General features: G+C 73.1%; 18 protein-coding genes and 1 pseudogene. 11 read left to right on the top strand and 8 right to left on the bottom strand.

Going from position 1 to position 21,403, the window contains the following annotated elements; translation table 11 throughout:
* Window positions 1-259: 259 nt before the first annotated feature.
* Together OH807_RS00730 and OH807_RS00725 are read left to right on the top strand one after the other, a co-directional pair.
* On the top strand, window positions 260-1,453 hold the full coding sequence (locus OH807_RS00730) for a hypothetical protein (protein WP_406192331.1): 1,194 nt from the start codon (window positions 260-262) through the stop codon (window positions 1,451-1,453).
* Between the two features lie 810 nt (window positions 1,454-2,263).
* Window positions 2,264-2,668, top strand: coding sequence for a hypothetical protein (locus OH807_RS00725; protein WP_406192328.1), 405 nt, complete (start codon window positions 2,264-2,266; stop codon window positions 2,666-2,668).
* An 81-nt stretch (window positions 2,669-2,749) separates the two neighbouring features.
* Here the strand turns inward: OH807_RS00725 and OH807_RS00720 are convergent.
* Window positions 2,750-3,068 (bottom strand): annotated as a pseudogene (locus tag OH807_RS00720) (IS630 family transposase); the annotation flags it as partial.
* A gap of 194 nt (window positions 3,069-3,262) precedes the next feature.
* Window positions 3,263-3,889, bottom strand: coding sequence for a helix-turn-helix domain-containing protein (locus OH807_RS00715; protein ID WP_406192325.1), 627 nt, complete (start codon window positions 3,887-3,889; stop codon window positions 3,263-3,265).
* A gap of 142 nt (window positions 3,890-4,031) precedes the next feature.
* Between OH807_RS00715 and OH807_RS00710 the strand changes: the two genes are divergently transcribed.
* Window positions 4,032-5,021, top strand: coding sequence for an alpha/beta fold hydrolase (locus OH807_RS00710; protein ID WP_406192322.1), 990 nt, complete (start codon window positions 4,032-4,034; stop codon window positions 5,019-5,021).
* A 129-nt stretch (window positions 5,022-5,150) separates the two neighbouring features.
* On the opposite strand, the gene OH807_RS00705 is transcribed toward OH807_RS00710, so the two are convergent.
* The 3 genes from OH807_RS00705 to OH807_RS00695 form a co-directional block, all read right to left on the bottom strand.
* The gene (locus OH807_RS00705; RefSeq protein WP_406192319.1) at window positions 5,151-5,831 is read right to left on the bottom strand and encodes a hypothetical protein; all 681 of its coding nucleotides are present in this window, start codon (window positions 5,829-5,831) and stop codon (window positions 5,151-5,153) included.
* Window positions 5,832-6,565: 734 nt separating this feature from the next.
* Window positions 6,566-6,838, bottom strand: coding sequence for a hypothetical protein (locus OH807_RS00700; RefSeq protein WP_406192316.1), 273 nt, complete (start codon window positions 6,836-6,838; stop codon window positions 6,566-6,568).
* 741 nt (window positions 6,839-7,579) lie between these two features.
* Window positions 7,580-7,858, bottom strand: coding sequence for a hypothetical protein (locus OH807_RS00695; RefSeq protein WP_406192313.1), 279 nt, complete (start codon window positions 7,856-7,858; stop codon window positions 7,580-7,582).
* A 481-nt stretch (window positions 7,859-8,339) separates the two neighbouring features.
* On the opposite strand from OH807_RS00695, the gene OH807_RS00690 reads away from it, so the two are divergent.
* The 3 genes from OH807_RS00690 to OH807_RS00680 all read left to right on the top strand — a co-directional run bounded on the left by OH807_RS00690 (window position 8,340) and on the right by OH807_RS00680 (window position 10,445).
* Window positions 8,340-8,738, top strand: a complete 399-nt coding sequence (locus tag OH807_RS00690) for a hypothetical protein (protein WP_406192310.1) — start codon at window positions 8,340-8,342, stop codon at window positions 8,736-8,738.
* Between the two features lie 154 nt (window positions 8,739-8,892).
* A complete protein-coding gene (locus OH807_RS00685) occupies window positions 8,893-9,267 on the top strand; it encodes a hypothetical protein (protein ID WP_406192307.1) in 375 nt (124 codons plus the stop codon).
* An 854-nt stretch (window positions 9,268-10,121) separates the two neighbouring features.
* Window positions 10,122-10,445, top strand: coding sequence for a hypothetical protein (locus OH807_RS00680; protein WP_406192304.1), 324 nt, complete (start codon window positions 10,122-10,124; stop codon window positions 10,443-10,445).
* A 281-nt stretch (window positions 10,446-10,726) separates the two neighbouring features.
* Here OH807_RS00680 and OH807_RS00675 read toward each other — a convergent pair whose 3' ends face one another.
* The gene (locus tag OH807_RS00675; protein ID WP_406192301.1) at window positions 10,727-10,939 is read right to left on the bottom strand and encodes a hypothetical protein; all 213 of its coding nucleotides are present in this window, start codon (window positions 10,937-10,939) and stop codon (window positions 10,727-10,729) included.
* A 113-nt stretch (window positions 10,940-11,052) separates the two neighbouring features.
* Between OH807_RS00675 and OH807_RS00670 the strand changes: the two genes are divergently transcribed.
* Complete coding sequence (locus OH807_RS00670; RefSeq protein WP_406192298.1) at window positions 11,053-11,577, top strand: MarR family winged helix-turn-helix transcriptional regulator; 525 nt, start codon at window positions 11,053-11,055, stop codon at window positions 11,575-11,577.
* A 1,242-nt stretch (window positions 11,578-12,819) separates the two neighbouring features.
* Here the strand turns inward: OH807_RS00670 and OH807_RS00665 are convergent.
* Entirely contained in the window at window positions 12,820-13,323 is a 504-nt protein-coding gene (locus OH807_RS00665; RefSeq protein WP_406192295.1) for a hypothetical protein, read from the bottom strand.
* Window positions 13,324-13,470: 147 nt separating this feature from the next.
* Between OH807_RS00665 and OH807_RS00660 the strand changes: the two genes are divergently transcribed.
* Window positions 13,471-13,737 carry a hypothetical protein gene (locus OH807_RS00660; protein WP_406192292.1) on the top strand — a complete coding sequence of 89 codons (267 nt, stop codon included), beginning with the start codon at window positions 13,471-13,473 and terminating at the stop codon, window positions 13,735-13,737.
* A gap of 50 nt (window positions 13,738-13,787) precedes the next feature.
* Window positions 13,788-14,921 (top strand): IS630 family transposase, encoded by a 1,134-nt coding sequence (locus tag OH807_RS00655; protein WP_406192289.1) that lies wholly within the window; start codon window positions 13,788-13,790, stop codon window positions 14,919-14,921.
* A gap of 381 nt (window positions 14,922-15,302) precedes the next feature.
* Here the strand turns inward: OH807_RS00655 and OH807_RS00650 are convergent, their stop codons facing one another.
* Entirely contained in the window at window positions 15,303-16,271 is a 969-nt protein-coding gene (locus OH807_RS00650) for a helix-turn-helix transcriptional regulator (RefSeq protein WP_406192286.1), read from the bottom strand.
* Window positions 16,272-16,619: 348 nt separating this feature from the next.
* On the opposite strand from OH807_RS00650, the gene OH807_RS00645 reads away from it, so the two are divergent.
* Window positions 16,620-17,063, top strand: a complete 444-nt coding sequence (locus OH807_RS00645) for a hypothetical protein (protein ID WP_406192283.1) — start codon at window positions 16,620-16,622, stop codon at window positions 17,061-17,063.
* Between the two features lie 1,221 nt (window positions 17,064-18,284).
* A complete protein-coding gene (locus OH807_RS00640) occupies window positions 18,285-21,383 on the top strand; it encodes a type 2 lanthipeptide synthetase LanM family protein (RefSeq protein ID WP_406192280.1) in 3,099 nt (1,032 codons plus the stop codon).
* Window positions 21,384-21,403 lie beyond the last annotated feature (20 nt).

Here is a 21,403-nt window from a genome sequence, read left to right as displayed (position 1 = left end):
CCTCGTGGCCGGTGCCGGGGTAGCCGGCGAGCCGGGTGCCGACCTCGTGCCGGGTGACGTCGGAGAGCGCAACATCCACCACGCCCCGGCAGTGAACACGCGACACCTGCACGTGCGAGCCACTGGTGCGCCGTCTCCTCTGTCTCACCGGATCGGGCCCCGTCAGCTCTTGAACTCCCGTTCATCCGGGCGTTGCCCGCCACCGTGCGGGCCGGGTCGATACTGCTTCCCGAAATCGGGCGACCCATCGGGAGACAGCATGTTCAGCAGGTTCTACGCGGCCGCGGGTCTCGCCCTCGCGATGACCGTGGTGCCGGCCACCGCGGCGACGGCGGACGACGGCCGCGCCGCGCGCGGTGCCCGCGCACCGTTCACCCTGGCCGTGTACGGCGACGCCCCGTACGGCACCTCGCCCACCGACACCTCCGAGTTCCGGGCGACCCCGGCGTTCATCGCCTCCGTCAACGCCGACCCGGACGTCAGCACCTTGATCCACGTGGGCGACATCCACTCCGGCAAGCAGTACTGCACCGAGGCGTACGACCGGTCGATCGCCGCGCTCTGGAAGACCTTCGCCGACCCGCTGGTCTACACGCCCGGCGACAACGAGTGGTCCGACTGCCACAAGGCCGCCGAGGGCGGCGGCAAGTACAACGCCGCCACGGGCCGGATCGACCCGGTCCTCGACCCGGCCACCGGCCAGCCCGTCGACCACGCCGCCGGCAACCCCGTTCAGAACCTGGACCTGGTCCGCCGGACGTTCTTCGCCCGGCCCGGCCACACCCTCGGCGGCGACACCCTGCGTGTCCTGTCGCAGGCCCAACTGCCGAACTGGAAGCACCCGGAGGACTCCGCGTACGTGGAGAACGTGTTGTGGGTCAAGAACGGCACGCTGTTCGTGACGGTCAACCTGCCCGGCGGCTCCAACAACGACGCCGACCCCTGGTACGGTGCGCCGACCGCCTCCCAGGAGCAGCTCGACGAGGTCGCCCACCGCACCGCCGCCGACCTGCGCTGGCTGGACACCGCCTTCGTCCTCGCCCGGGCCGGCGGTGTCTCCAGCGTGGTGGTCACCGCCCAGGCCGACATGTGGGACCTGGACGGCAAGCCGGCCTCGCATGTGGCGAACTACGAGCCGTTCGTCGCCGACCTGGCTTCGCGCACCACCGCCTTCGGCAAGCCGGTCCTGCTGCTGATGGGCGACTCGCACGTCTACCGCTCGGACAACCCGCTCACCCAGGGCTCGGCCTGCACCGGCGACGAGGGCGTCTGCTCCTACGACGCCTGGAACAGCCACCCGAGCTACCAGGTGCCGAACTTCCACCGCATCGTCGTCCACGGCAGCACCGTCCCGCTGGAGTGGCTGAAGCTGACCGTGACCCCGGGCGCCCACAACCCGACCACCGCGACCTCCTTCGGCCCGTTCACCTGGACCCGCATCACCAAGGGCTGACCGCATACCAGCACGCACACACGTGCGAGTGGGCCCGGCCCGGTGCCGGCCGTCTTGCGGGGGTGGCGTTCGGCCTGGTCGCCGGCCCGCTGCCGTTGTCCCTGCTGTCGTCGTCGCGGCCGTCGGGGCGTCCCGTCCCGGCCGTCCGTCTCCCGCCTCTGCCGGTCCCGGCCGCTGCCCGGACCACTTGCAGCGTTCCGAGCGCCCTGACCGCGAGTCTGCCGACCACTGCGTCCTGACCTTTCACCGGACTGCGGGCCGGCCCGGTCCCCCTGCACCAGGGGGACCGGGCCGGCCCGTCTCGTCATTCACACCCCCGCGGCCCGGAATGCCGGTGCCTTGCACCGTGCACCGGCGTGCCGGGCGCTGCCCACCCCCGTGCCACCCGAAGAACCGCCCGGGCGGCCCGCCCCCCCGGCGGTCGCCTTGGTAGCGGCCGCGCGAAAGCCCCCCGTTCGCCGACCGGTCGACCGGGATGACGCGGCACCGTCCTGTCCGGTGGTCACTTCCGGCCGCCGGGAGAGGTCCTGCCGATCCCGAGGCGGCAGCATGGGCACCGGACAGGGACGAGCAGGGGGCCTGGAGACCGGCCCGGAGCCTCGGTGAGCCCCGTCACGGCCGGCGGTGGCACCGCGGGAGCTGTCCGTCGCGGATCCGGGATCGAACCTTGCCAGGAACAGTGGGAGTTCGTCGACCGGTGCGGCCCTGACCGCATACGTTCGGCGGGTCGGGGGAGTGGGCCGGGCTTGATGCAGCAGGGGGAAGCCGCCTCTGTAGGCTCATGGGCCCAGGGCGCGAAGGTCGGAGTGTGTGACGATGGAAATGCCGCAGATACGCCTCGGTGGCGATGGTTCGTGGCTGGAGCTGGTTCAGACCGGTGAGGACAGCTGGCGGGTGACTGCCGACTGGTGCTCATCACTGTCGGCCGACTTCACCGCCCACCTCACCGGGGAGGAGGTTGCGGACTTCGCTGCACGGATGCTCTCCCATGTGCGCGCCCCGTCGGGCTCCCGATTCTCGGCGGCGGTGACTCCCGGCCGCAACAACCCGCTGAGGCTGAGCGCCGAACCCGTCGGTGACAGGTTCGCCTTCTTCGTGCAGCTGACTCCCAACGGTGACGACGACGTGTGTCACCTGCAGATGGAGATCAATCCCATCGACGCCACCGAACTCCGCGGCATGTTCGCCGAGTTGCTCGCATCATTGGGGTTCTGACCGCCCGGACTTCCTACCGGGCCCGGCTGTGGTGCGGAGCAATCGGCCGCCCCGACGAATGCCCTTGGACCGTGTGTTCCCGGCCCACCGCCGGATCTTCCTGCCGTTGTGGGCGGAGAGGTTGGCCGGGATCGCGGAGACCGGGGCGCCGGCTGGACGGGCGGCCCGGATCGACCTGAGCGCGGCCAGAGTGTTCGTTGCCGTTGCGGCGGTGGTTGACGCCCCACAGGGTTTCGTCGCCGATCGAGTAACCACCGGGGGAGTACATGACGCCGTGGGCCCGCTTGCAGGTCACCGGGAGCCGGTTGCAGTGGTCCTGTTCGGCCCAGCAGGAGCCGACCGTGAGGCGGATTCCGGGCAGCCCGAACTCGTCGAACGCGAACGTGAGGTCCGGGAAGCGTCTCCAGGTCGTGTTCGATCAGGTCGAGCTCGGCGCCCGGGCGGTCGTCCTTCCCCGGGCCCGAGCAGACCCAGGCGACAACGGGTCCGGCCGCCCGGCACAGGTGTGCCGGGCAGCCCGAGGGCTGGCGTGACAGCTGATGGTCGGGCGGTGGCGGTGGGCAGCTCGGGGTAGCCCGGATGCTGCACTCCGCACTACCGGGCCCGGCGGTGGGGGATTGGGGTGCGCGATCGAAGGCGCTCCCCCTGCGGTCCGAACATGATCAGGTATTCGACCGGTCCGCCCGGTCCGGCGTTCGCGACTCCGTGGGCGGTGCGGGTGTCGAACTCGACCACATCCCCGGCGCACAGCACGAGGTCCTGCTCGCCGAGTGCCAGCCACAGCCGCCCGTACAGGACGCACAGCCATTCGTACCCGTCGTGGGAGACCTGCTGCGGCCGCGCCGACGGCGTGTCGATGGCGGGCAGGACGTGCTTGTGGGCGTGCAGGCCCCCGACGTACCGGGTCAGCGGTAGCACCGCCTTCTCACTGCCGGAACGCTGCGGCACCGGGGAGCGCGGCACGGCTGCCGCTGCCGCTGCCGCTGTGGGTGCCGGTGCAGTGTCGGCCAGCGTGTCCAGGGAGACGTCGTACGCCTTCGCGAGCTGCAGCAGCACCTCCAGGGTCGGCCTTCGCCGGCCGGTCTCGATCCGCGACAGCGTGCTCAGCGAGATGCCGGTCGCGCGGCTGACGTCGCTGAGTGTGGCGTCCTGCTGCTTGCGCGCGGTCCGCAGCCGGGAACCCATGGCCGCCAGCGTGTCGGCCGTGCCGTCGTCCGTCACCGTCGCCCCGCTCCCTCCGGCCGTGCCGTCTCCACGGCCCTGTCCTGCCAGTTTGCCAGGATGACAAGGGTGCTCGCGCTGCGCTGCCGCCGCGCCGCATGATCGGTGGGTAACCGCAGCCGCCCCGAACCGAGGAGAAGCGATGCACCAGCCCGCGCCGTCCGCCCACCTGCGCCACCGCACCATCGAGGCACCCGCCGGGCGCCTGCACCTGGTCGAGCAGGGCACGGGACCGCTGGTCCTGCTCGTCCACGGCTTCCCCGAGTCCTGGTACTCCTGGCGCCGCCAACTCCCGGCTCTCGCGGCGGCGGGGTACCGGGCTGTGGCGCTCGATGTGCGCGGCTACGGCCGCTCCTCCAGGCCGGCCGCGGCGGACGCGTACCGGATGCTCGACCTGGTGGCGGACAACGTCGCTCTGGTACGCGCCCTGGGTGAGGAGAGTGCGGTGATCGTCGGGCACGACTGGGGCTCCAACATCGCGGCGGCCTCCGCGCTGCTCCACCCCGAGGTCTTCCGCGCCGTCGGACTGCTGAGCGTCCCCTACGCGCCGCCAGGCGGCCCCCGGCCCACCGACGTCTTCGCGCAGATCGGCGGCGACCAGGAGTTCTACGTCTCGTACTTCCAGGAACCCGGCCGGGCCGAAGCAGAGATGGAGCCCGACCTGCGGGGATGGCTCGCGGGCTTCTACGCGGCGATGTCCGCCGACACCAGGCCCGGCCCGGGCGAGCCCGACCCGCACTTCGTGGCCCGCACCGGCGGCCGGCTGCGCGACCGCTTCCCCGGCGGCAGGCTACCCGCCTGGCTGACCGAGGACGACCTCGACGTGTACGCCGGAGAGTTCGAGCGCACGGGCATGACCGGGGCCCTCAATCGCTACCGCAACATGGACCGCGACTGGGAGGACCTCGCCCAGTACAGCGGGGCCCCGATCAAGCAGCCGTCCTTGTTCATCGGGGGCGCCCTGGACGCTTCGACAACCTGGATGGCCGACGCGATCGATGCCTACCCGTCCAGCCTCCCCGGCTTGGGCGCCGCGCACATCCTGGATGGCTGTGGGCACTGGATCCAGCAGGAGCGGCCCGAGGAGGTCAATCGCCTGCTGACCGCCTGGCTCGCCTCCCTTCGGAGCTGAATCGACAGGGTGGTGAGGTGCCGACGGCCTCCTCGGGGAGACCGGCGGAACGTGGAGTCGGCCCGCCGCACGCGACCACCTACGGTCACCATCCGGCTGGGGTCCCAATGAGTCACCGACGGTTGAAGCTCAGATCTCGTCCCGGGCCGGCTGCGGGTAGCCGATCTCGGCGAGGTCCTCGGCCAGCTCTGCGAGGGTGACCTCCGCGTTCAGGGACGACACGAGCTTCTGGCTCAGCGGTCGCAAGGCATACACGTCGCGCACCGCCTCCAGGTCCACGGGAACCTCGTAGTAGTCCTCGGCGAAGCGCTGGAACGCCTCCGGCGAGCGGTCGACCAGGAGCCCGAACAGGCCCGTTGCCCCGTCGGGGTCGGAACTCCCGGCGGGGAAGTCGATCACGCCGTGCCGCCACCGATCATCCGTCGCCTCCCGCCACAGGCAGGCCGTCACGACGGGGACGTCGTCCTCGTCGGTGAAAGCCGGCTCCTCCACGAAGGGCTTGAAGGCCTCCGGAACTTCGTCGATCACGCCCGGCCAGGGCTCGCCGTCGTTGTCATATGGGCTCATCGGTGCCTCGTGGTCGAATCCACGAACGTAGGCCCCGGCCGCCGAGAACACGATGGAGTACTCGGCCCCCGACCCGTTGCGCATCGACGCCATCTCCTCGCCGTCGGCCCAGCCGGCATTGAAGGAGTAATACCGGTCTTCCCGGTCCGGGCTCAGGATCGCATCGAGCATCGCCAGGGAACGGCACAGGTTCCGCAGGTCAGCGATGGAAGGGAACTGGCGAGCTACGTCATGGACAGTCACGTGCTCATCCAACCGGATGCCCCTGACACCCAGAATCTCCCCCCACGGCTGTCACTGTCAGTAGCGGTGCCGGAGTGAGGTGGTTCGACTCGCGACGGTTGAATACGCGAGCCCACCGGTCCGCCGGGCTGTTGCTCGGCTCAGCCCGCGGGCCCGTCCTGCCCGGTCCCGGCCCGGCCCGCCTGCTCGCTTGTCGGCGGCCGGTGCCCGCAGTCCCGTTCCGGCCGCTCCGGCGCCGCGCTTCCCGGTCGCCGGCCCGTGTGTCCGGCCGGCTGTTCTGGCTGGCGCGGTCCCGTTGCTCGTTGCTGGGCTGGTTCTGCCGGCCCCGGCTCGGTCCGTCCCGTCGTCCCGTTGCTGTACCGCCCGGCCGGTGCCGGACGGGCGCCGTGCTGCCCGTCCGGCCCGGCCCGCCGGGCCGTCGTTGTCCCGCTCGCCGGTGCCTGTCCGTGCCGGCTGCTCGCTGTGCTGCTGCCGGCTCGGCCTCGGCTGTGCTCTGCTCTTGTTCCGGTTGCTCCGGCCGGCGACTCCGCGGTCGCGGCGTCCGGCCCCCGTCCGGTTTCAGGGCAGTCCGCCCGGGCCTGCCGGGGTGGGCTTCCGCGGGGCGTCGGGCCCGGGCTTTCCTCGCACACCGGTCCGTGCCGGCTTGCTGCCGTCCCGCCTGGTCCGTCGCGCGGGACCCCCGGCTGCCCGCTGGTGGCCGGTGCCGGGCCGGTGCCCGCCGGCCTGCCCCTGCCTCAGCCGGAGGCCTGGCAGAGGGCGTAGCTCTTCTCGGCGTGGAGCAGCGACTCCAGCTCGGGGTATCCCTGAGTGCGGTAGCTGTAGTAGGCGACTGTGTACTCGACGTCGCACCGGTGGGCGGCCGCCTGCTGGGTGTAGGGCTGGTCCACCACGAGCGGGACCTGGGTCGAGGGGTCGACGGCGGTGGCATGGGCGGCCCCGGCCCCGCCGGCCAGAACGGCGGTGACGGCGAGTGCGGCGACTGCGAGCGGGCGGGTCAGGCGGTTCATCAACTGGGATTCCTTCCAAAGGAGTTGGTGTGTCTCCATTCTGCTGCGCCGGGTGTTCGCGGTCCTATCCCAGAACGGTGGGGGAGTGCGGGGCGCGGCCGCCGCACTGCTTCCCCACCGCTCCCGGCGGCGGGCCGGGGCCCGTCGGCCCGTCGGCCCGTCGGTTCGCTCGCGTGCGTCCGGTCCCCGGCGCGGCCGGCTCGTCCGGGAGGCGATCGGCTGTTGCGCGGCGTGGGGCTGTTGCCGTTCGGGCACCGGCTTGCCGGTGCCGCGTCTTCCGCGTCCTGTCCCGGCCGTCCGGCCGCTGCCGTTCCGCCGCGGCTCGTCCTCCTGCCCGGCTGGCCCGCCCGCCGCCACCGGGCTGGTGCCCGCCGACTTGTCGGGGTCCCCGGCTGCTCCTGCCGTCCGCGGCCCAGTCGTCGAGCTGCTCGGCCTGGGCGGGCGCCGGTTTTGGCCGGCGAGGCGGACATTTCGGTCCGGGCGGCATCCGGCCCGCGCACCGCCATGTCGCCGAATGCGCGTACCTGTATGTCGATCACCCGTCGACGCCACCGTGCCGTTCCGTACCCGCCGGTGCCGCCGGCCGCCCGGCCCGCGCGGCGCCCGCCGTCGGCGGCAGGATCCGCGGCGACAGCGTGTCACTGGGCCTCTCCCGGCGGTTGCCACCGGCGCGACGATGCCCTGGGGGCCGACAGGGTGTTGCCGCGCCCCCGACGGAGAACCGGCCGGTGCGCCGGTGGGTCACTCGGTTCTGAACCCGGGGCACGGGCACGAACGCTCGCGCCAGGTGCCGATCCAGTTGCCGCCGCCGTCGTAGCGGTCCGGGCCGTCGTACTCGGTCTCGCTGCAACTGCCGCCGGAGCCATGGCTGTACGCGCTGTGCCGGCACGCGACGCAGCCCGGCGGTCCCGGCCTCGTCGGCGGAAACGGCGTCCCGCTCCGCCACACGGCCACAATGGCAGCCACGCACACGAGCAGGACCACGATCCCGACCGTACCGATGATGCTGTCCGTGCTCATCCCGGGCCCCCCGTCGTGTTGCCGTACGGTCCACGCACAGGCGGGCAGTGGTGGTTCCGTCCAGGACACGCGGGACTGCGGCCCGGGGCCTCCAGGACAGTTCGCAGCCGCCCGGGCTCGTCCCGGCGGCGGGTGCGCGCCGGGCGCAGCGCGGGGGATCCCTGGCGGGGCGCTGCGCAGTGGCGCCGGCGGGATGGCGCCTTGCTGCGGAGGATCGGGGGTGATCCTGTCGTTGAGGTAGGTCTTGCCGACGACCCGGGGCCGAGGGGCCCGGAGGCCACGGCCCTGACGGCCGAGATCCCTCGCTGCCTGCACTGGCCCGATGCCCCGCTTCTTGATCAGCATGCGCACCATGCCCAGGGCCGTGACACTGGCCGCTGCGGGTGTGCTCCTCGGTATGGCCGCGGCATGCGGCGCTGGTACGTCGCCCGCGGCCGCGCCGCCTCCGTCCTCCGCGCCGGCCGCATCATCCGTACTCCCCTTGTCCGCCACCCAATCGCTGTCGCCCGTGCCGACGACGGCTTCCACCCCGCCGGCCCCGTCCCGGACCGTGTCGCCCACCGCGCCCGTGGCCGGTGGCGCCGCAGCACCCTCCAGGAGCGGCGGGACCGGGAAGCCCGCGGGGAGTGCAGGCCCGGACGTCGATTCCCCCGGGCGGCACGACGGGAGCAACTACGACAACCTGTCCGCCGAGGGCAAGGAAGCGCACGACACCGAGAACTGCGCCGAGATACCGGGCAAGAAGAAGGGGAGTTGCAACGAACCCCACCGCAAGTGCGGCGAGGCCGGCGCCACTGCCACCTCCTCGAAGGGTCTGGCCCTCACCTGCCGGACCTCTCCCAGGGACGGGCGCCTGCGCTGGCTCACCGCGGGGGTGTGACCGTGAAGCGGTCGTGACACGCCATGACGCCCTGTCGCGGCCGACTCGTGTTCACCCGAGCACCGGAGAACGCCCAACCATGAAGCTCGCGCCTTCCACCGCCGTATCGCCGCCCGCCGCCGGGTACGGGCCACGGGCGAGATCCGGTGCGGGAGTGACGACGCCGACGACAGCTCCGAGGCACTGCCTGCACCCACCTCACCTGGTCCCTGCCGGGCCGGACGCGATCTGGCAGGCCGTCACCGGCCGCCGGGTGGGTGAGCTGGTGGTGGAGAACCACGACCGGACCATCGTCGAGGCCACCGACGGTCACCTGACCCCGGCCCCCGCCGGCGTTCGGCCCACAGGAACCCGCGAGATCCGTGAGGGCACCGTCGACGAGGATGCCGAACGCTCCGTGCAGGCCGGTTGCACCGTCACCTCCCTGCCGGACGGCACGGCGACCGTCAGTCCGCCGCGGCGGTGCTGCGCGACCGAGGCCGGGCCGGGCCCGCACCCGGTGCCCTCCGTCGGCCTGCCGGTGACGTGATGTGACGGGCCGCCTGACCGTAGGTGACACGACGGGTCACCACGCCCGCCGCGTTCACCGCGGCCAGGGTGAGTCCGAGCCCCGCACCGAAGAGCAGCACCGCCAGTGCCAGGACCGCCACTATCGCCATCATGACTGTCACCCTCGTGTCGTCCGGCCTCCGACGGCCGGTTCCCGTGAGTCGCCGTGCGGGCTCCGCCTGCCCCGTCGTCGCCGGACCACACGTCGATCGTGGTGAGCCGTGGCAGCAAGTCTTGCGGTCGATCGCCGCTCACACGGGTATATCGCTTCGGGGTGGCCCCGAAGATCTTCCTGTTCGGGACCGTGGTGTTCTCGCGTCCAGCTGGGCGGTGCGGCGCCTGGGGCCCGCTTCGCTGCGGGTCGACCGTCCCGGGAAAGGCGCTCCGGTGTCCACGTCCCCGGGCCCCGGTAGGCTCGGCACCGCCCGGGCAGCGCCAGCTCTTTCCGCCCGACGGCTCGAGCACCGGGAACGGATCGCGGGGCCGGCGGGGATTCGCCGGACCGGGGTGGAGGCGGAGCATCCTTCGAAGTGCCGGCCACGACACCCGCGAGCCGCTCGTGATCGTGGCAGGGACGGTGGCCCGGATGCTCCCGGCGCCCGCCCTGCGCGACCGTCCGGCCACCCACCAGGGCCCGACCGTCCGGGCAGAGGTCTGCGCCGCCCTCGGCCGCGCCCTGCTCCTTCTGCACTGGCCGAGCGACCGCCGGCTCCAGAAATCCGACCGTGACCTCGTCGTCCCCACGCTCGAACAGGGGAGTCCGCTGCCGCTGGAGCCCAACTCCACCGGCACGGCGATCGGCACCCCACCGGCGTTCCCTCCGGCGCCGCCACCGTGCCGGCCGCGCCCACCACCCCTGCCCAGGGTTTCGCCGACCTCCTGCACACCGTCCTCACCGACCTGCCGACCCGCTCCCTGCTGCTGCTCGCCGCGTTCACCACCCTCGCTGCGCTGTTCGCCTGGTGGGCCGCACACCACTCCCTGCGCCGCCTGCACCGGGTCACCACTGCGGCCTGGCTAATCAGCACCGGCAGCGCCCTGGACAAACGGCTCGGCCTCACCGGCCGAGGAGGCAGCCAAAACGGCGGTCACCATCACCACCGACCGCAAACCCGTACCGGTCGCCGGCGACCCCGCCCTACTGCGCCGGATCGCTGAGCCTGCTGGCCGACGCCGCACGGCACAACCACCGCGGCGGAACGGCCACCTCCACGTTGAACTAACGCTGCGCGACGACCCGGAGCCTCGGAACGGCCGGGCCTGAGCACCGCACTTCCCCTGCTGACCATCCTTCGTCGAATCTTCTGGCAGATCGAAGAGCACTTCCGGACTGCCACGACGGCCGCATCGGGCAGACCCCGATCAGCCTGCCAGAACCCCTGCGCCTGCTGATGGCTGCTGATCCTCCCCGGCTCCGACACCGATATACGGCTGACAGCTCAGAATGCGTATTCCAGCCACCCGAAGAAGAGCACCAACGCCTTCTTGGCCGAGCATGTCGGTCGGTGACCGGAGGCCGCGAAGTAGCTGAATGCGGCGATCACGATGGCGAGCGCGAAGGCCAGCACACCGAGCCCGGGCGCCGGCCCGACGAAGGCGAACAGGACCACCGACAACACAGCCAGGCAGGCCATGGTGAGCCCGTCCAGCATTGCGGCTCCGGAGCGAGGACCGGCCTCGGCCTCTGACGGCAGCCAGGCGGGGCTGCAGCGGGCATGGCGAAAAGATCCACCACCGCTCAGGTGTCACCACGCCTCGTTCGGCCGTGTGCCGGAACCGGGCGTGCGCCCGGTTCGCGATCGGTGCAAAGCCCCCGGCCCCTGGCGAAACCCGACGGCGCAGCACCCGCGAACGCCTCTACACCCGGCTGACCGAAGGCCTGGGGGAGGCGGTCGACGACCTCACCTACCCCGTCCTCAGCGGCCTGGCCCGGACCGGCCCGTGCAGCGCCGCCGACCTGGGGCGGGAGATCGGACTCGACCGCACCACCGTCACCCGCCGCGCCGACCGCCTGGAGACGGCGGGCCTCCTGCGGTGCCAGCCCGACCCGGCCGACGGCCGCGCGACCCTGCTCGCCCTCACCGGCGACGGCCAGGACATGGTGGCCCTCTCCCGGGAGCGGCTCGCCGCCGGCATCGAGGACTCGCTCAGCGGCTGGCCGCAGGCCGACGCCCAGGCCTTCGCGCGCCTCCTGCGCCGCTTCGTCGACGAGCGCCCCTTCGCCGCCGACCACGACCGCCCCCTCGACGCACGAACCCGCCGCCCGGGCCCGGCTCCATCCCGGGGCTGAGATCGCCGGCCTGGGGGCGCGGACGTTGCTGTGCCCGGGGGTCATGCCCGGTCCCATGCGGCTGCGGGAGCGTGCGAGATGGCGCCTGCCCGTCTGCGGCCTCCTGTCCCGGTTCCGCCGGCCCGGGCTGTACCAAGTGGCCTGATCGCGGCTCGTGGCGCCGGCCGGGGCGGCAAATCGCTGCCGGAAGGGGAGGACTTGGCGGAGTGTCGGTTTGGCGGAGTGTCGTCGGGGCGGGCGTCGGATGTGGGACGGGCGGTGCGCGGGCTCGCGGGGTGTGGACTCGCGCACCGTTGTCCTGCGGCCGGCGGGTGTCGGGAACAACGAGCCGGCCCCGAACGGGTCACGTCGACCGGAGTGTCCCGCCGGAAGGGGCCGGCCGCGGCGGTGTAGGTATGGCATTCGGGTGGTTCTCGTCGTGTGCGCCGTGCGGTGGGACTGCCGGCCGCGAAGCCGGGGCGAGCAGCTCGAACCTACGCCTCACGCAGAAGAGCGACCGCGGCCGAGCCTTTCGTTGCCGCCCGGGTGCGGTTGGCACTCTCGGCCTTCCACGTGTCAGCCTTCGCAGTACTGGCCTCAACAGGTTGTGCGGGCAGATACCGCCGCCCGGGCGACTCGGCACTATGCAACCGTCCGATCGCGTGCTTCTCGATCCCCCGCGGTATCCAGCGGCCGCCCGCCCACCCCGTTCCCTGCCTGCGGACCAACTCCCTTCCCGCAGGTCTTCCGCCAGAACGATCCACCAGCTGGAGGGGTGGAGGTCGGGCGACCGGGCTCGCGGTCAGCCCACGGACGTCCAGCCCGAGGCGTCCGGGCGCGCCGGGAGGTCCGGGTGGCCCCGGGATCAGGGATGCCACTGATCGTCGAGGTCGGCGTGAGGTCGGCAGAGGGCTCCGCGCCGAGCCGGTGGCGCAGCTGTACGAGCAGCAGAGCGTTCACCACGTCGGCCACCGGCCGCAGTGGCGCCCGGCGAGCGCGGCGTCGTGCGCAGTGCCGTCCAGGTGACAGGCGGGCAGCCCCTGGCTTGAGCCTGCTCGGGACTTCAGGACTACGCATCGTCATGTGCTCCGGGCGTGATCGACCGTGCCCTGAGTGCATCCGGGTGCTGAGACCGCCCCGACCTGTGCGCCAGGGCGGGATCGTGGCCGGCGTGCCACGGTTGTGCACGCCGTCGCCGTCGCCGTCGCCGCCGCCGCCGTGCGTCCGTTCGGCACCGGGGCGGGCCCTCACGGGGCGCGGCGGTCATGGTCGGGCGGCGCCGCCGGCGACGGCGACGGCGATGGTGGTCAGCGGGATGCACAGGTACAGGGACTCCCACAGGCGCCGTACCGCAGCACCGAGAGGCTCCCCTTGCCAGCGCGGATTCTCACGGCGCAAGGTCTGCACGGCCTCGTGCACGAGGGCAGCGTCCACCTGCCGGGGGAGTCCCCGGCATTCCGCTCTCAGGAAGTGGTTGATCGTCACGGCGAGTTCGTCACGTTCCAGACGCCCCGGGGCGGGTTCGGCCGCGAGGATGTGGGGCGGGCGCGGGGGGCAGCCGGCGGCGCCGATCGCGTGCCGCAGCCGGTTCGCGAGACCGCTGCTCCACGGCGCCGTGATCGTGGCGGACGGCGCCGGAGTGCAGTGGTCGAGGACGCCGCAGGCCAGGGAGATCAGCGTGCTGTCGACGTACACCGGTTCACCGGCTCGTCCGTGGGGCGGCGTTGTTGTGGTCGGGGCGGGGCGGGCGTTGTTCGCTGCTGTCATGACGCAGAGCCTGTGGGGCGCGGATCGTCACCGCCATCAGGGGCCGTCCTGTGGAGTGACGTCACTTCCGCGGCGTCCGGCCGTGCGGTCGGCGTGGTGAACTAGTGCCGCATCAGACAACGTTCGCCCCGCCGGTACGGTCGGGGCATGAGTGCCATTTCGCAGCCGACCCTCGATGAGATCGAAGACCGTTTTGTTGCTCTTGTCGAGGGTCGGCTGACGCGGGACGAGGTCGACCGCTGGGCCGCAGGGTGGGTGACACAGGACGAGTTGGACTGGGACGACCTGTCCTGGTGGGCGTTGAGCCTCCTTCATGGCATCGATCTCTTCGAGGGGCCGGGCGGCGGCTACCTGCATGACGACGAGCAGGTTCGGCTGTGGCTCGCTGAGCTGAGGAAGCGTCGGATGGCGTGAACTGATCCCGGAGCTGGAATGGATGGTGCCGGTCACGGCAAGCTCTCTGCGTGGCTGAGCGTGTGAGGGTGCGCGAGATCGATGACGACGAGGGGCAGCGACTGCTGCGGATCATCCGCCGGGGAACGGGGTCGGTGGTGACTTGGCGGCGGGCCCAGATGGTGCTGTTATCGGCCCAGGGCATGGACGTGGCCAAGATCGCTGAGGTGACGTTCACCAGCCCCGACCGGGTCCGTGACGTGATCCACAACTTCAATGGCGACGGCTTCGCCTCGCTCTACCCGAAGTACCAGGGCGGCCGGCCCAGGACGTTCACCCTGCCCGAGCGACGTGAGATCAAGAAGATCGCCAAGTCCAGGCCGGTCGAGCACGGCCTGCCGTTCTCGACCTGGAGCCTGGTCAAGCTGGCCGACTTCCTGGTCGCCGAGGGGGTGGTCGACGACATCAGCCACGAGGGCCTGCGCATCCTGCTCCGCGAGGAAGGCGTCTCCTTTCAACGCCTGAAGACCTGGAAGACCTCGAAGGATCCCGACTACGCGGTCAAGAAGGCTCGTGTCGAGCACCTCTACGCCATCGCCGACGGCGAGGTCCTGCCCGAGCCAGGCGAGCCCGAGGTCGTGTTCTGCCTGGACGAGTTCGGGCCGCTCAACCTCCAGCCCCACCCCGGCCGGCAATGGGCTGAACGCGGCGGCAGACACAAGGAGCCCGACCGTGAACCCCGACGGCGCCGCCGGGCGACCTACACCCGCCCGCACGGGGTGCGGCACCTGTTCGCTGCCTACGACCTGGGCAAGGACCAGCTCTACGGCCACATCAAGCCGAGGAAGCACCGCACCAGGTTCCTGGAGTTCTGCCGATACCTGCGCAGCCTCCACCCGCCCCGGACCCGCATCGCCATCGTGCTCGACAACTACTCGCCCCACCTGAGCACGAAGAAGGACACCAGAGTCGGCGACTGGGCCGCGGCCAACAACGTCGAGTTCGCCTACACGCCCACGAACAGCTCATGGCTGAACCGCATCGAGGCCCAGTTCACCGCCCTGCGCTACTTCGCTCTCGACGGTACCGACCACCCCAGCCACAAGGCCCAGGGCAGCATGATCCGCCGCTACATCATCTGGCGAAACAAGCACGCCGCCGACAAGCGCCTCCGCACGGTGATCAACAGGGCGAACGTTGCCTGATGCGGCACTAGGTAAGGGTTGGGCCGATCGGGTGAACCAGGCTCGGCGGAGCCGTCCGCGCCGGAGCCGGACACGAAGCAAGGGTGTGCGCGCCGCGGAGACCTCGGACGAGGCGGCCGGCACGGGCGAGGTCCGGCGGTACAGGGCCGGGCCTCGCCCTTCCCGCGCATGCGGCACGGGAGGAACGGACCAGAGACCGGTCGGAGACCGAGCGCGCCAAGGCCAGCAGGCCGTAGCCGCCCTGCCCGAACCCGTTGCTGCCGCAGCCGCTCTGCCGGTGGCCGTCCTGCCCTCCTGCCCGTAGCCGTTGTTCCGGTAGCCGGAGCCGGTGCCTCAGAGGAACCGGGTGCGCTCGCTGTGGCTCACGCGGCGCGGCCCGGCTCAGGGGCTGCGGAGCAGGGTGGCGCTGGGCGGAACCTGGTAGGCGTCGCGGTAGCGGGCCGCGAAGTGGCCCGGGTGGGCGAAACCCCACTGCATCGCCACCTGCGTCACCGTCGTGGTCCCCGGGTCGGCGGCCAGCAGTTCACGGTGCGCGGCATCCAGTCGCACCCGCCGCAGGTAGGCCATCGGCGTCATGTCCAGGCCCCGGCGGAACGCGTACTGCAGTGCCCTCGGCGTGACCCGGGCGGCCGCGGCGATGTCCGTGAGACGGATGTCCAGCTGGGCGTTCGACTCGATGTACGCAATCGCCCGGCGCAGCGTCGCCGGGCCGGTGGACTCCTCGGGTGCGGGCGGCGGTGGGGCGGTGGGGAACGCGGCGACGGCGGCAGCACCCAGAAGCCGGGCCGCCTGGGAGACGACCAGCGGCGGAACGTGCTTCGCTCCGGCGAACTGCTCGGCGACCAGATCGACGCACGCCCGCCACACCCGCGCGGCGGCCGGACCCACCGGCCCGGCCGGGGCAGAGGTCAACGCCAGCGGCTCACCGGCAAGAGCACCGGCGGCATCGCGGACCACGTCGGTGTCCACGGTGACGCTGTCGATCGTGCTCCCGGCGCTGCGCGCCCCGTACGGGACCGCGACCGGGTTGAGGACCAGGTCGCCCTCGACCGCCTGCTCCTCACGGTCGCGGCTGCTGACCTCCAGCTTCCCGGCCCGCAGGTCATTGACCACGATCCGGTCGATCGGCTCGCACGCGAAGGACAGCGTCCCCGGAAGGGTGATCCGGTCGACCGTGAACAGCCCGGCATCGATGCGCTCGTAGCGCAGCAGCCCGCCCTCGGACAGGCCCGACAGACGCAGGCGCGAACCGTAGGCGGCGTCAAGGAACTGCCGCGCCGCGTCCTCCTCGTGGGTGACGAACAGCGCCCGCTCCACCTCGACCCCGTGTTCCGTGCCCGCATTTCCCATGGGCAACCACCGCCTCGACCGACCCTGTCCTGACCGCCGACGCTGCGCCCTCGGCAGGAGATTGCGAAAGCCCGCGACCGGGCCGTTCGGAGTATGCCACCGCGGGTGCGCCCGGTTCGTCGGGGGCCGCCCGGGGCGGGGTGGGGCTTCGCTTCCGTACCGACGTCGTCCGGCGGGTTTCGTTTTCATGGCTGCACACGGGTGCGCGATCGATCATGGTCGACCCAGGACTGCTGCACCCGGGGGACGGAGCGGGGCGTAGGCCGCTCACCCGACCCTTGCCCGCCCTTCGGAGAACACGACATGGCCCCTCACGCCGATCCCGCCGATTCGAGGGCGACCGCAGGCATGTGCACGCGGATCGCGGTCCTCGCCGACGAAGCGGCACGGCAGGTGCGCGACGGCCGGTGGGACCTCTCCGGCCAGGACGTCGCCGTGGCCCGCGCGACCGCGGACGGCCTCGCCGCCGGCCTCGGCGCGGGCGAACTGCCGTGCATCGAACGCCTGGAGCACCTGCGGGAGGCTCTGGCCCACCTGGCTGTCGGGACCGCCCGCACCCATGGTCGCCTCGCCTGGTTCCTCGCGCAGGCCAGTACGGTCCTCGCGCCGGTGCTCCAGTGGCGGGCCCTGGCCGTCGCCGACCCGAACCAGGCTTTCGGTACCCGTCTGCCCGACCCCGCGGAGCTCACCGACGCCGAGGACGCCGTTCGCCGCCTCCACACGACCATCACCCGCGCCGTGCTCGCCGGCACCCCCCTTCCCGCCGACCCCGGCGCCGAGCCCGGCATCTGACCCGGTCCGGCCGTGCCGGCGCACCTGCAGCACATGCTCCACCACCACTGCCGGCACTACCGTCGACACCGGACCGGCCCTCGGCGCCGACCAGCACTCCACGGTCCGCCCCGGGCGCGGTGCGGCTGCTGCGATGAGGCCCGGCCGCCGGTGCGACGACCCGCTCGACCGGCCCGTCCGTGTCGTGTTCCACCACCGCCGTCACGTGCGGGTCACCGCTGCTGCGACGACCCGCCGGGCCAGTGGACCCGGCCGCCGTCGGGCCGGCCGGAGGGCCAGGGCATGGTGCGGCGCGGCCCCTTCGGTGAGGGGTGGTCCGGCCCGGCCGGGCTTCTACAGACTCGTCCGGGAGAGGGTGACGGCGAACACGATGCCGCCCGTGCGTCCGGAGCCGTTGAGCCGGCGGACGGAGGTTCCGGTCAGGCAAGTCGGCGTGAGGACGAGCGAGTAGCTGAGGGGGGAAGGGACCGCCCGTCGCGACGGGGAGGGTCATCCTGACCGTCCCGGACCCTCCGACGGCCGGCGTGCTGGCCGCGACGGCGAACGCGCCGGTGCTGTTGTGGAAGGTCACGGTGCTGTCGCTGTTGACCGTCACGGATCCGCCCTCGGGTGGATTGGTGACGGGGGTGGTGGCGATGGTGAACGCGCTGCCGGTGCAGTCGGCGAGGTTGTTGCCGCAGTCGGCCGGTGCTGCGTGGGCGCCGGGAGCGAATGCGGCTCCGCAGGCGAGGAGGAGACTGCTCGTGGCGACGGCTGCCGCCCGATGCAGGATCCCGTACACGGCGGCTCCGGCATCGGCCGTCCTGGACGGCTACGACAGCCTCCGGCTACCACGCCTTCCTGGGCGACGTTGTCAGCGACGAGGTCAAGGACGGCATACGCGCAGAGTTCTACCGCCAGGGCCCCGACCCCGACCACCCCGAGTACCCGACGTGCCGTCCACGTCACCTCCTTCGCCACCGGCGCCGACCGGAGAGGGCAGGGAAACCTCGACCCGACCACCGGTGGCGCTGACGCTCCGCACGCATCGACCGATCATGCCCGGAGACCAGGGTCTGCCCCGGTGTCACGGCAGAGGCTCGACGGGAGGTTCCGTGTCGGCCCGGGGCACGCCGGCGGGTGCGCCCCGGCCGGTTGGCGGCCGACCCGGTGCCGGTGGGTGCGGCACCACGGTTCGCGAGGGCCTTGTGCGGTCGTGCTGCGGATGCCACGCTTCGCGCTGTGATCGACACCTCGATGCGGTCCGCCGTGCCGTCCGCCGCGGGCGGGTGGTGGGAGCGGGCGGTGCCCGGTGGCACGCCGGCCGGTGCGAACCCGCCGTCGTGGGCCGGGTTCGTGGACGCGGTGGTGGCCGCCGCGTCCGCGCCGACCGCGCTCCCGGCCGGTGAACTCCCGGGCGTCACCGGCTTCGTCCCCGTGACGGCGCCCTTCGCCGAGCGGGCCGCCGCGTACCTGCCGGAGGGCGCCGGGCGGTGCGCCGCGGTGGATCTGCCGGCGGTGCGTGCCGGGTTCGCCGAGCGGCTGGCCCACGCACTGGCGGGCCTCGCGGCCCGTGCCCTGGTCCAGGAGCTGCACCGGACCCGCGTGGACGGGCGGTTGAACGGGAGCACCCCGGGCGCGCGGTTCCGCGCCTTCGTCCGGTGGGCGGGCAGCAGCGAGGGGCTGGCCGCCCTGCGCGACGAGTACCCGGTGCTGGCACGGCTGCTCGGTCAGACCGCCCTGCACCGGGCGGCGGCGGCCGCCGAGCTGCTGGAGCGGTTCACGGCCGACCGTGCCCGGATCGTCGAGGCCCTCCTGGGCGGCGTCGACCCCGGCCCGCTCACCGCGGTGCACGAGGGGGCCGGCGACCGGCACCGGCAGGGGCGCGCCGTCGCGCTGCTCCGCTTCGCCGACGGTCGCCGGGTGGTCTACAAGCCCCGCCCGCTCGGCGCGCACCGGCACTTCAACGAACTGGTCGTCTGGTTCAACGCCCGGCCCGGCCTGCCGCGGCTGCCGGTGGTGGCGCTGGTGGACCGCGGTGGGTACGGCTGGGTCGAACACGTCGCGCCCCGACCCTGCGTGACGAAGGACGAGTTCGACCGCTTCTACCGGCGGCTGGGCGCGCTGCTCGCACTGGTGCACGCCCTGGACGGCACCGACCTGCACTTCGAGAACCTGATCGCCCGCGGTGACGAGCCGCTGCTGATCGATCTGGAGACGCTCTTCCATCCGCAGCCGCCCGCCGGGTCGCGCGACCCGGCCGGGCTCGCCCTGCGCTCCTCCCTCCACCGGACCGGGCTCCTGCCCCACCTGCTGGTCGGCGAGCGGACCGCGACGGACGTCTCGGGACTGGGCGGGGACCCGGGGGCGGTGCTGCCGACGACGGGGGTGGACTGGGCGGATCCGGGCACGGACCGGATGCGGCTGGTCCGCCGGGCCAGGACGGTCACCGGTGGCGCCAACCGGCCCGGCGTGGAGGGCGCGTGGGCGGAGCCCGCCCTGCACGTCGAGACGCTGCTCGCCGGCTTCCGCGCTGCCCACCGGGCCGTCGCTGCCGGCGCGGACGCCCTGCTCGCCCCGCACGGACCGGTGGCACGCTTCGCGCGCGACGAAGTCCGGGTGCTGCTGCGACCGACCCGGACGTACGGGACGCTGCTGGCCGGGACGACCCACCCCGAGGTGCTGAGCGACGCCGCGGGGAAGGACGCGCTGCTGGCCCTGCTGGGGACCGGCCCGTTTCCCGGGCCCGGTGGCCTCGGGGTGCTGGAGCAGGAGAAGGCACAGCTGTGGGAGGGTGACGTCCCGCTCTTCACCACCACCCCGGACTCGGTCGACCTGGGCGGCGGGGAGGGCACGCGGATACCCGGCGTCCTGGAGCGGACCGGCCTGGACCGGGTGGCCGCCCGGATCCGCGGCATGGACGAGGCGGACCGCACGGCGCAGGAGTGGATCGTCCGCGCGGCGATGACCGCCAGGTCCACCGCTCCCGCCCACGGCCCGCACCACGGCCCGCAGCTCTCGTGGTCCGCACCGGGGCCCGGTGTGGACCGGCGGGGGACGGCCCCGGTGACCGCCGTGGACCCGGCGGAGCTGCTCGCCGCGGCCCGCGGCCTCGGCGACCGCCTGATCGACTCGGCCCACACCGACGGCACGCGGCTGAACTGGCTCGGCCTCGAACTCCTCGCGGACCGCTACTGGCAACTCCGGCCCTGCGGCGCTGACCTGGGCGGGGGCTACCTGGGCGTGGCCCTGTTCCTCGCCGAACTCGCCCGGCTCACCGGCGCCGAGCGTTACGCGGAGGCGGCCCGCCGGGCGCTGCGCCCGCTGCCCGCACTGCTGGACCGGCTGGCGGACCGGCCGGAGGACCGCACGGGCGTCGGCCCCGGGGCCTTCGCCGGGCTGGGGGGCATCGCCTACGCCCTGACCCGGCTGGCTGGCCTCCTGGCGGACCAGGAGGTGGCCGTCCGGGCCGCCCAGGCGACGGCCCTGCTGACGGCGGTGGTCGGGACCGAGCAGACGCCGGGTGTGGCGGACGGCCTGGCCGGTGGGCTCGCGACGCTGCTCGCGCTGCACCGGGCCACCGGGTCGACCGAGGCGTGGAGCGGTGTGCAGGCCTGCGCCGCCCGGCTGCTGGAGCGTCCGTTGCCGGCCGACGCCGGGTTCGCCACCGGTGCGGCGGGGGTCGGCTGGGCGCTGCTCGGCATCGCGGCCGCGTCGGGAGCCGCGTCGGGAGCCGCATCGGGAGCCGCATCGGGGGTGACAGCGGGGGCCCCGCACCAGCAGGCCCACCACGAGCAGGCGCGCTACGAGCAGGCCCACCACGAGCAGGCGCGCTACGAGCAGGCCCACCACGAGCAGGCGCGCTACGAGCGGGCCGGTCTGGCCGCCCTGCGTGCGGCGGCCGCCCGGGCCTCCGGCGACTCCTGGTGCCGGGGCCGGCCCGGCCTCGCGCTGGCACTGGCCGACCACCAGGCCGCCCGGGCCGACCCGGAGCTGGCCGCAACGGTGCGGTCGGTGGTCTCGGACCTCGCCCGCAGCGGGCCGTCGGCGGACCAGAGCCTCTGCCACGGTGGCTGGGGCACCGCCGAACTGCTCGCCCGGGTGGACGATCCCCTCGCCCGCGCGGCCCGTGCGCGCCACACCCGTCGGCTGTTCGGTGCGCTGGGCGGGCGCGGGCCGCGCTGCGGGACCCCGGACGGGGTCGTCGTCCCCGGCCTGCTGACCGGACTGGCCGGTATCGGCCACGGGTTGCTGCGGGCGGGTTTCGCCGATTCGGTCCCCTCGGTGCTGCTGTTGCGGCTGCCGGACCCTGAGCTTGCGTCAGCGGCGTCAAGGCCGTGACGTTCGAGGAGAGAGAAGAG

It is taken from the genome of Kitasatospora sp. NBC_01560 (assembly GCF_045208415.1).
Lineage (GTDB): Bacteria > Actinomycetota > Actinomycetes > Streptomycetales > Streptomycetaceae > Kitasatospora.
Note: the sequence above shows the minus strand (reverse complement) of the source record. Positions and strands in the feature narration are given on the sequence as shown.

Coding starts and splice junctions, on each gene's coding strand:
- OH807_RS00660 (WP_406192292.1), top strand. CDS start 13,471: ATGAGTGCCATTTCGCAGCCGACCCTCGATGAGATCGAAGACCGTTTT.
- OH807_RS00730 (WP_406192331.1), top strand. CDS start 260: ATGTTCAGCAGGTTCTACGCGGCCGCGGGTCTCGCCCTCGCGATGACC.
- OH807_RS00645 (WP_406192283.1), top strand. CDS start 16,620: ATGTGCACGCGGATCGCGGTCCTCGCCGACGAAGCGGCACGGCAGGTG.
- OH807_RS00675 (WP_406192301.1), bottom strand. CDS start 10,939: ATGCTGGACGGGCTCACCATGGCCTGCCTGGCTGTGTTGTCGGTGGTC.
- OH807_RS00650 (WP_406192286.1), bottom strand. CDS start 16,271: ATGGGAAATGCGGGCACGGAACACGGGGTCGAGGTGGAGCGGGCGCTG.
- OH807_RS00695 (WP_406192313.1), bottom strand. CDS start 7,858: ATGAGCACGGACAGCATCATCGGTACGGTCGGGATCGTGGTCCTGCTC.
- OH807_RS00665 (WP_406192295.1), bottom strand. CDS start 13,323: ATGACAGCAGCGAACAACGCCCGCCCCGCCCCGACCACAACAACGCCG.
- OH807_RS00710 (WP_406192322.1), top strand. CDS start 4,032: ATGCACCAGCCCGCGCCGTCCGCCCACCTGCGCCACCGCACCATCGAG.
- OH807_RS00700 (WP_406192316.1), bottom strand. CDS start 6,838: ATGAACCGCCTGACCCGCCCGCTCGCAGTCGCCGCACTCGCCGTCACC.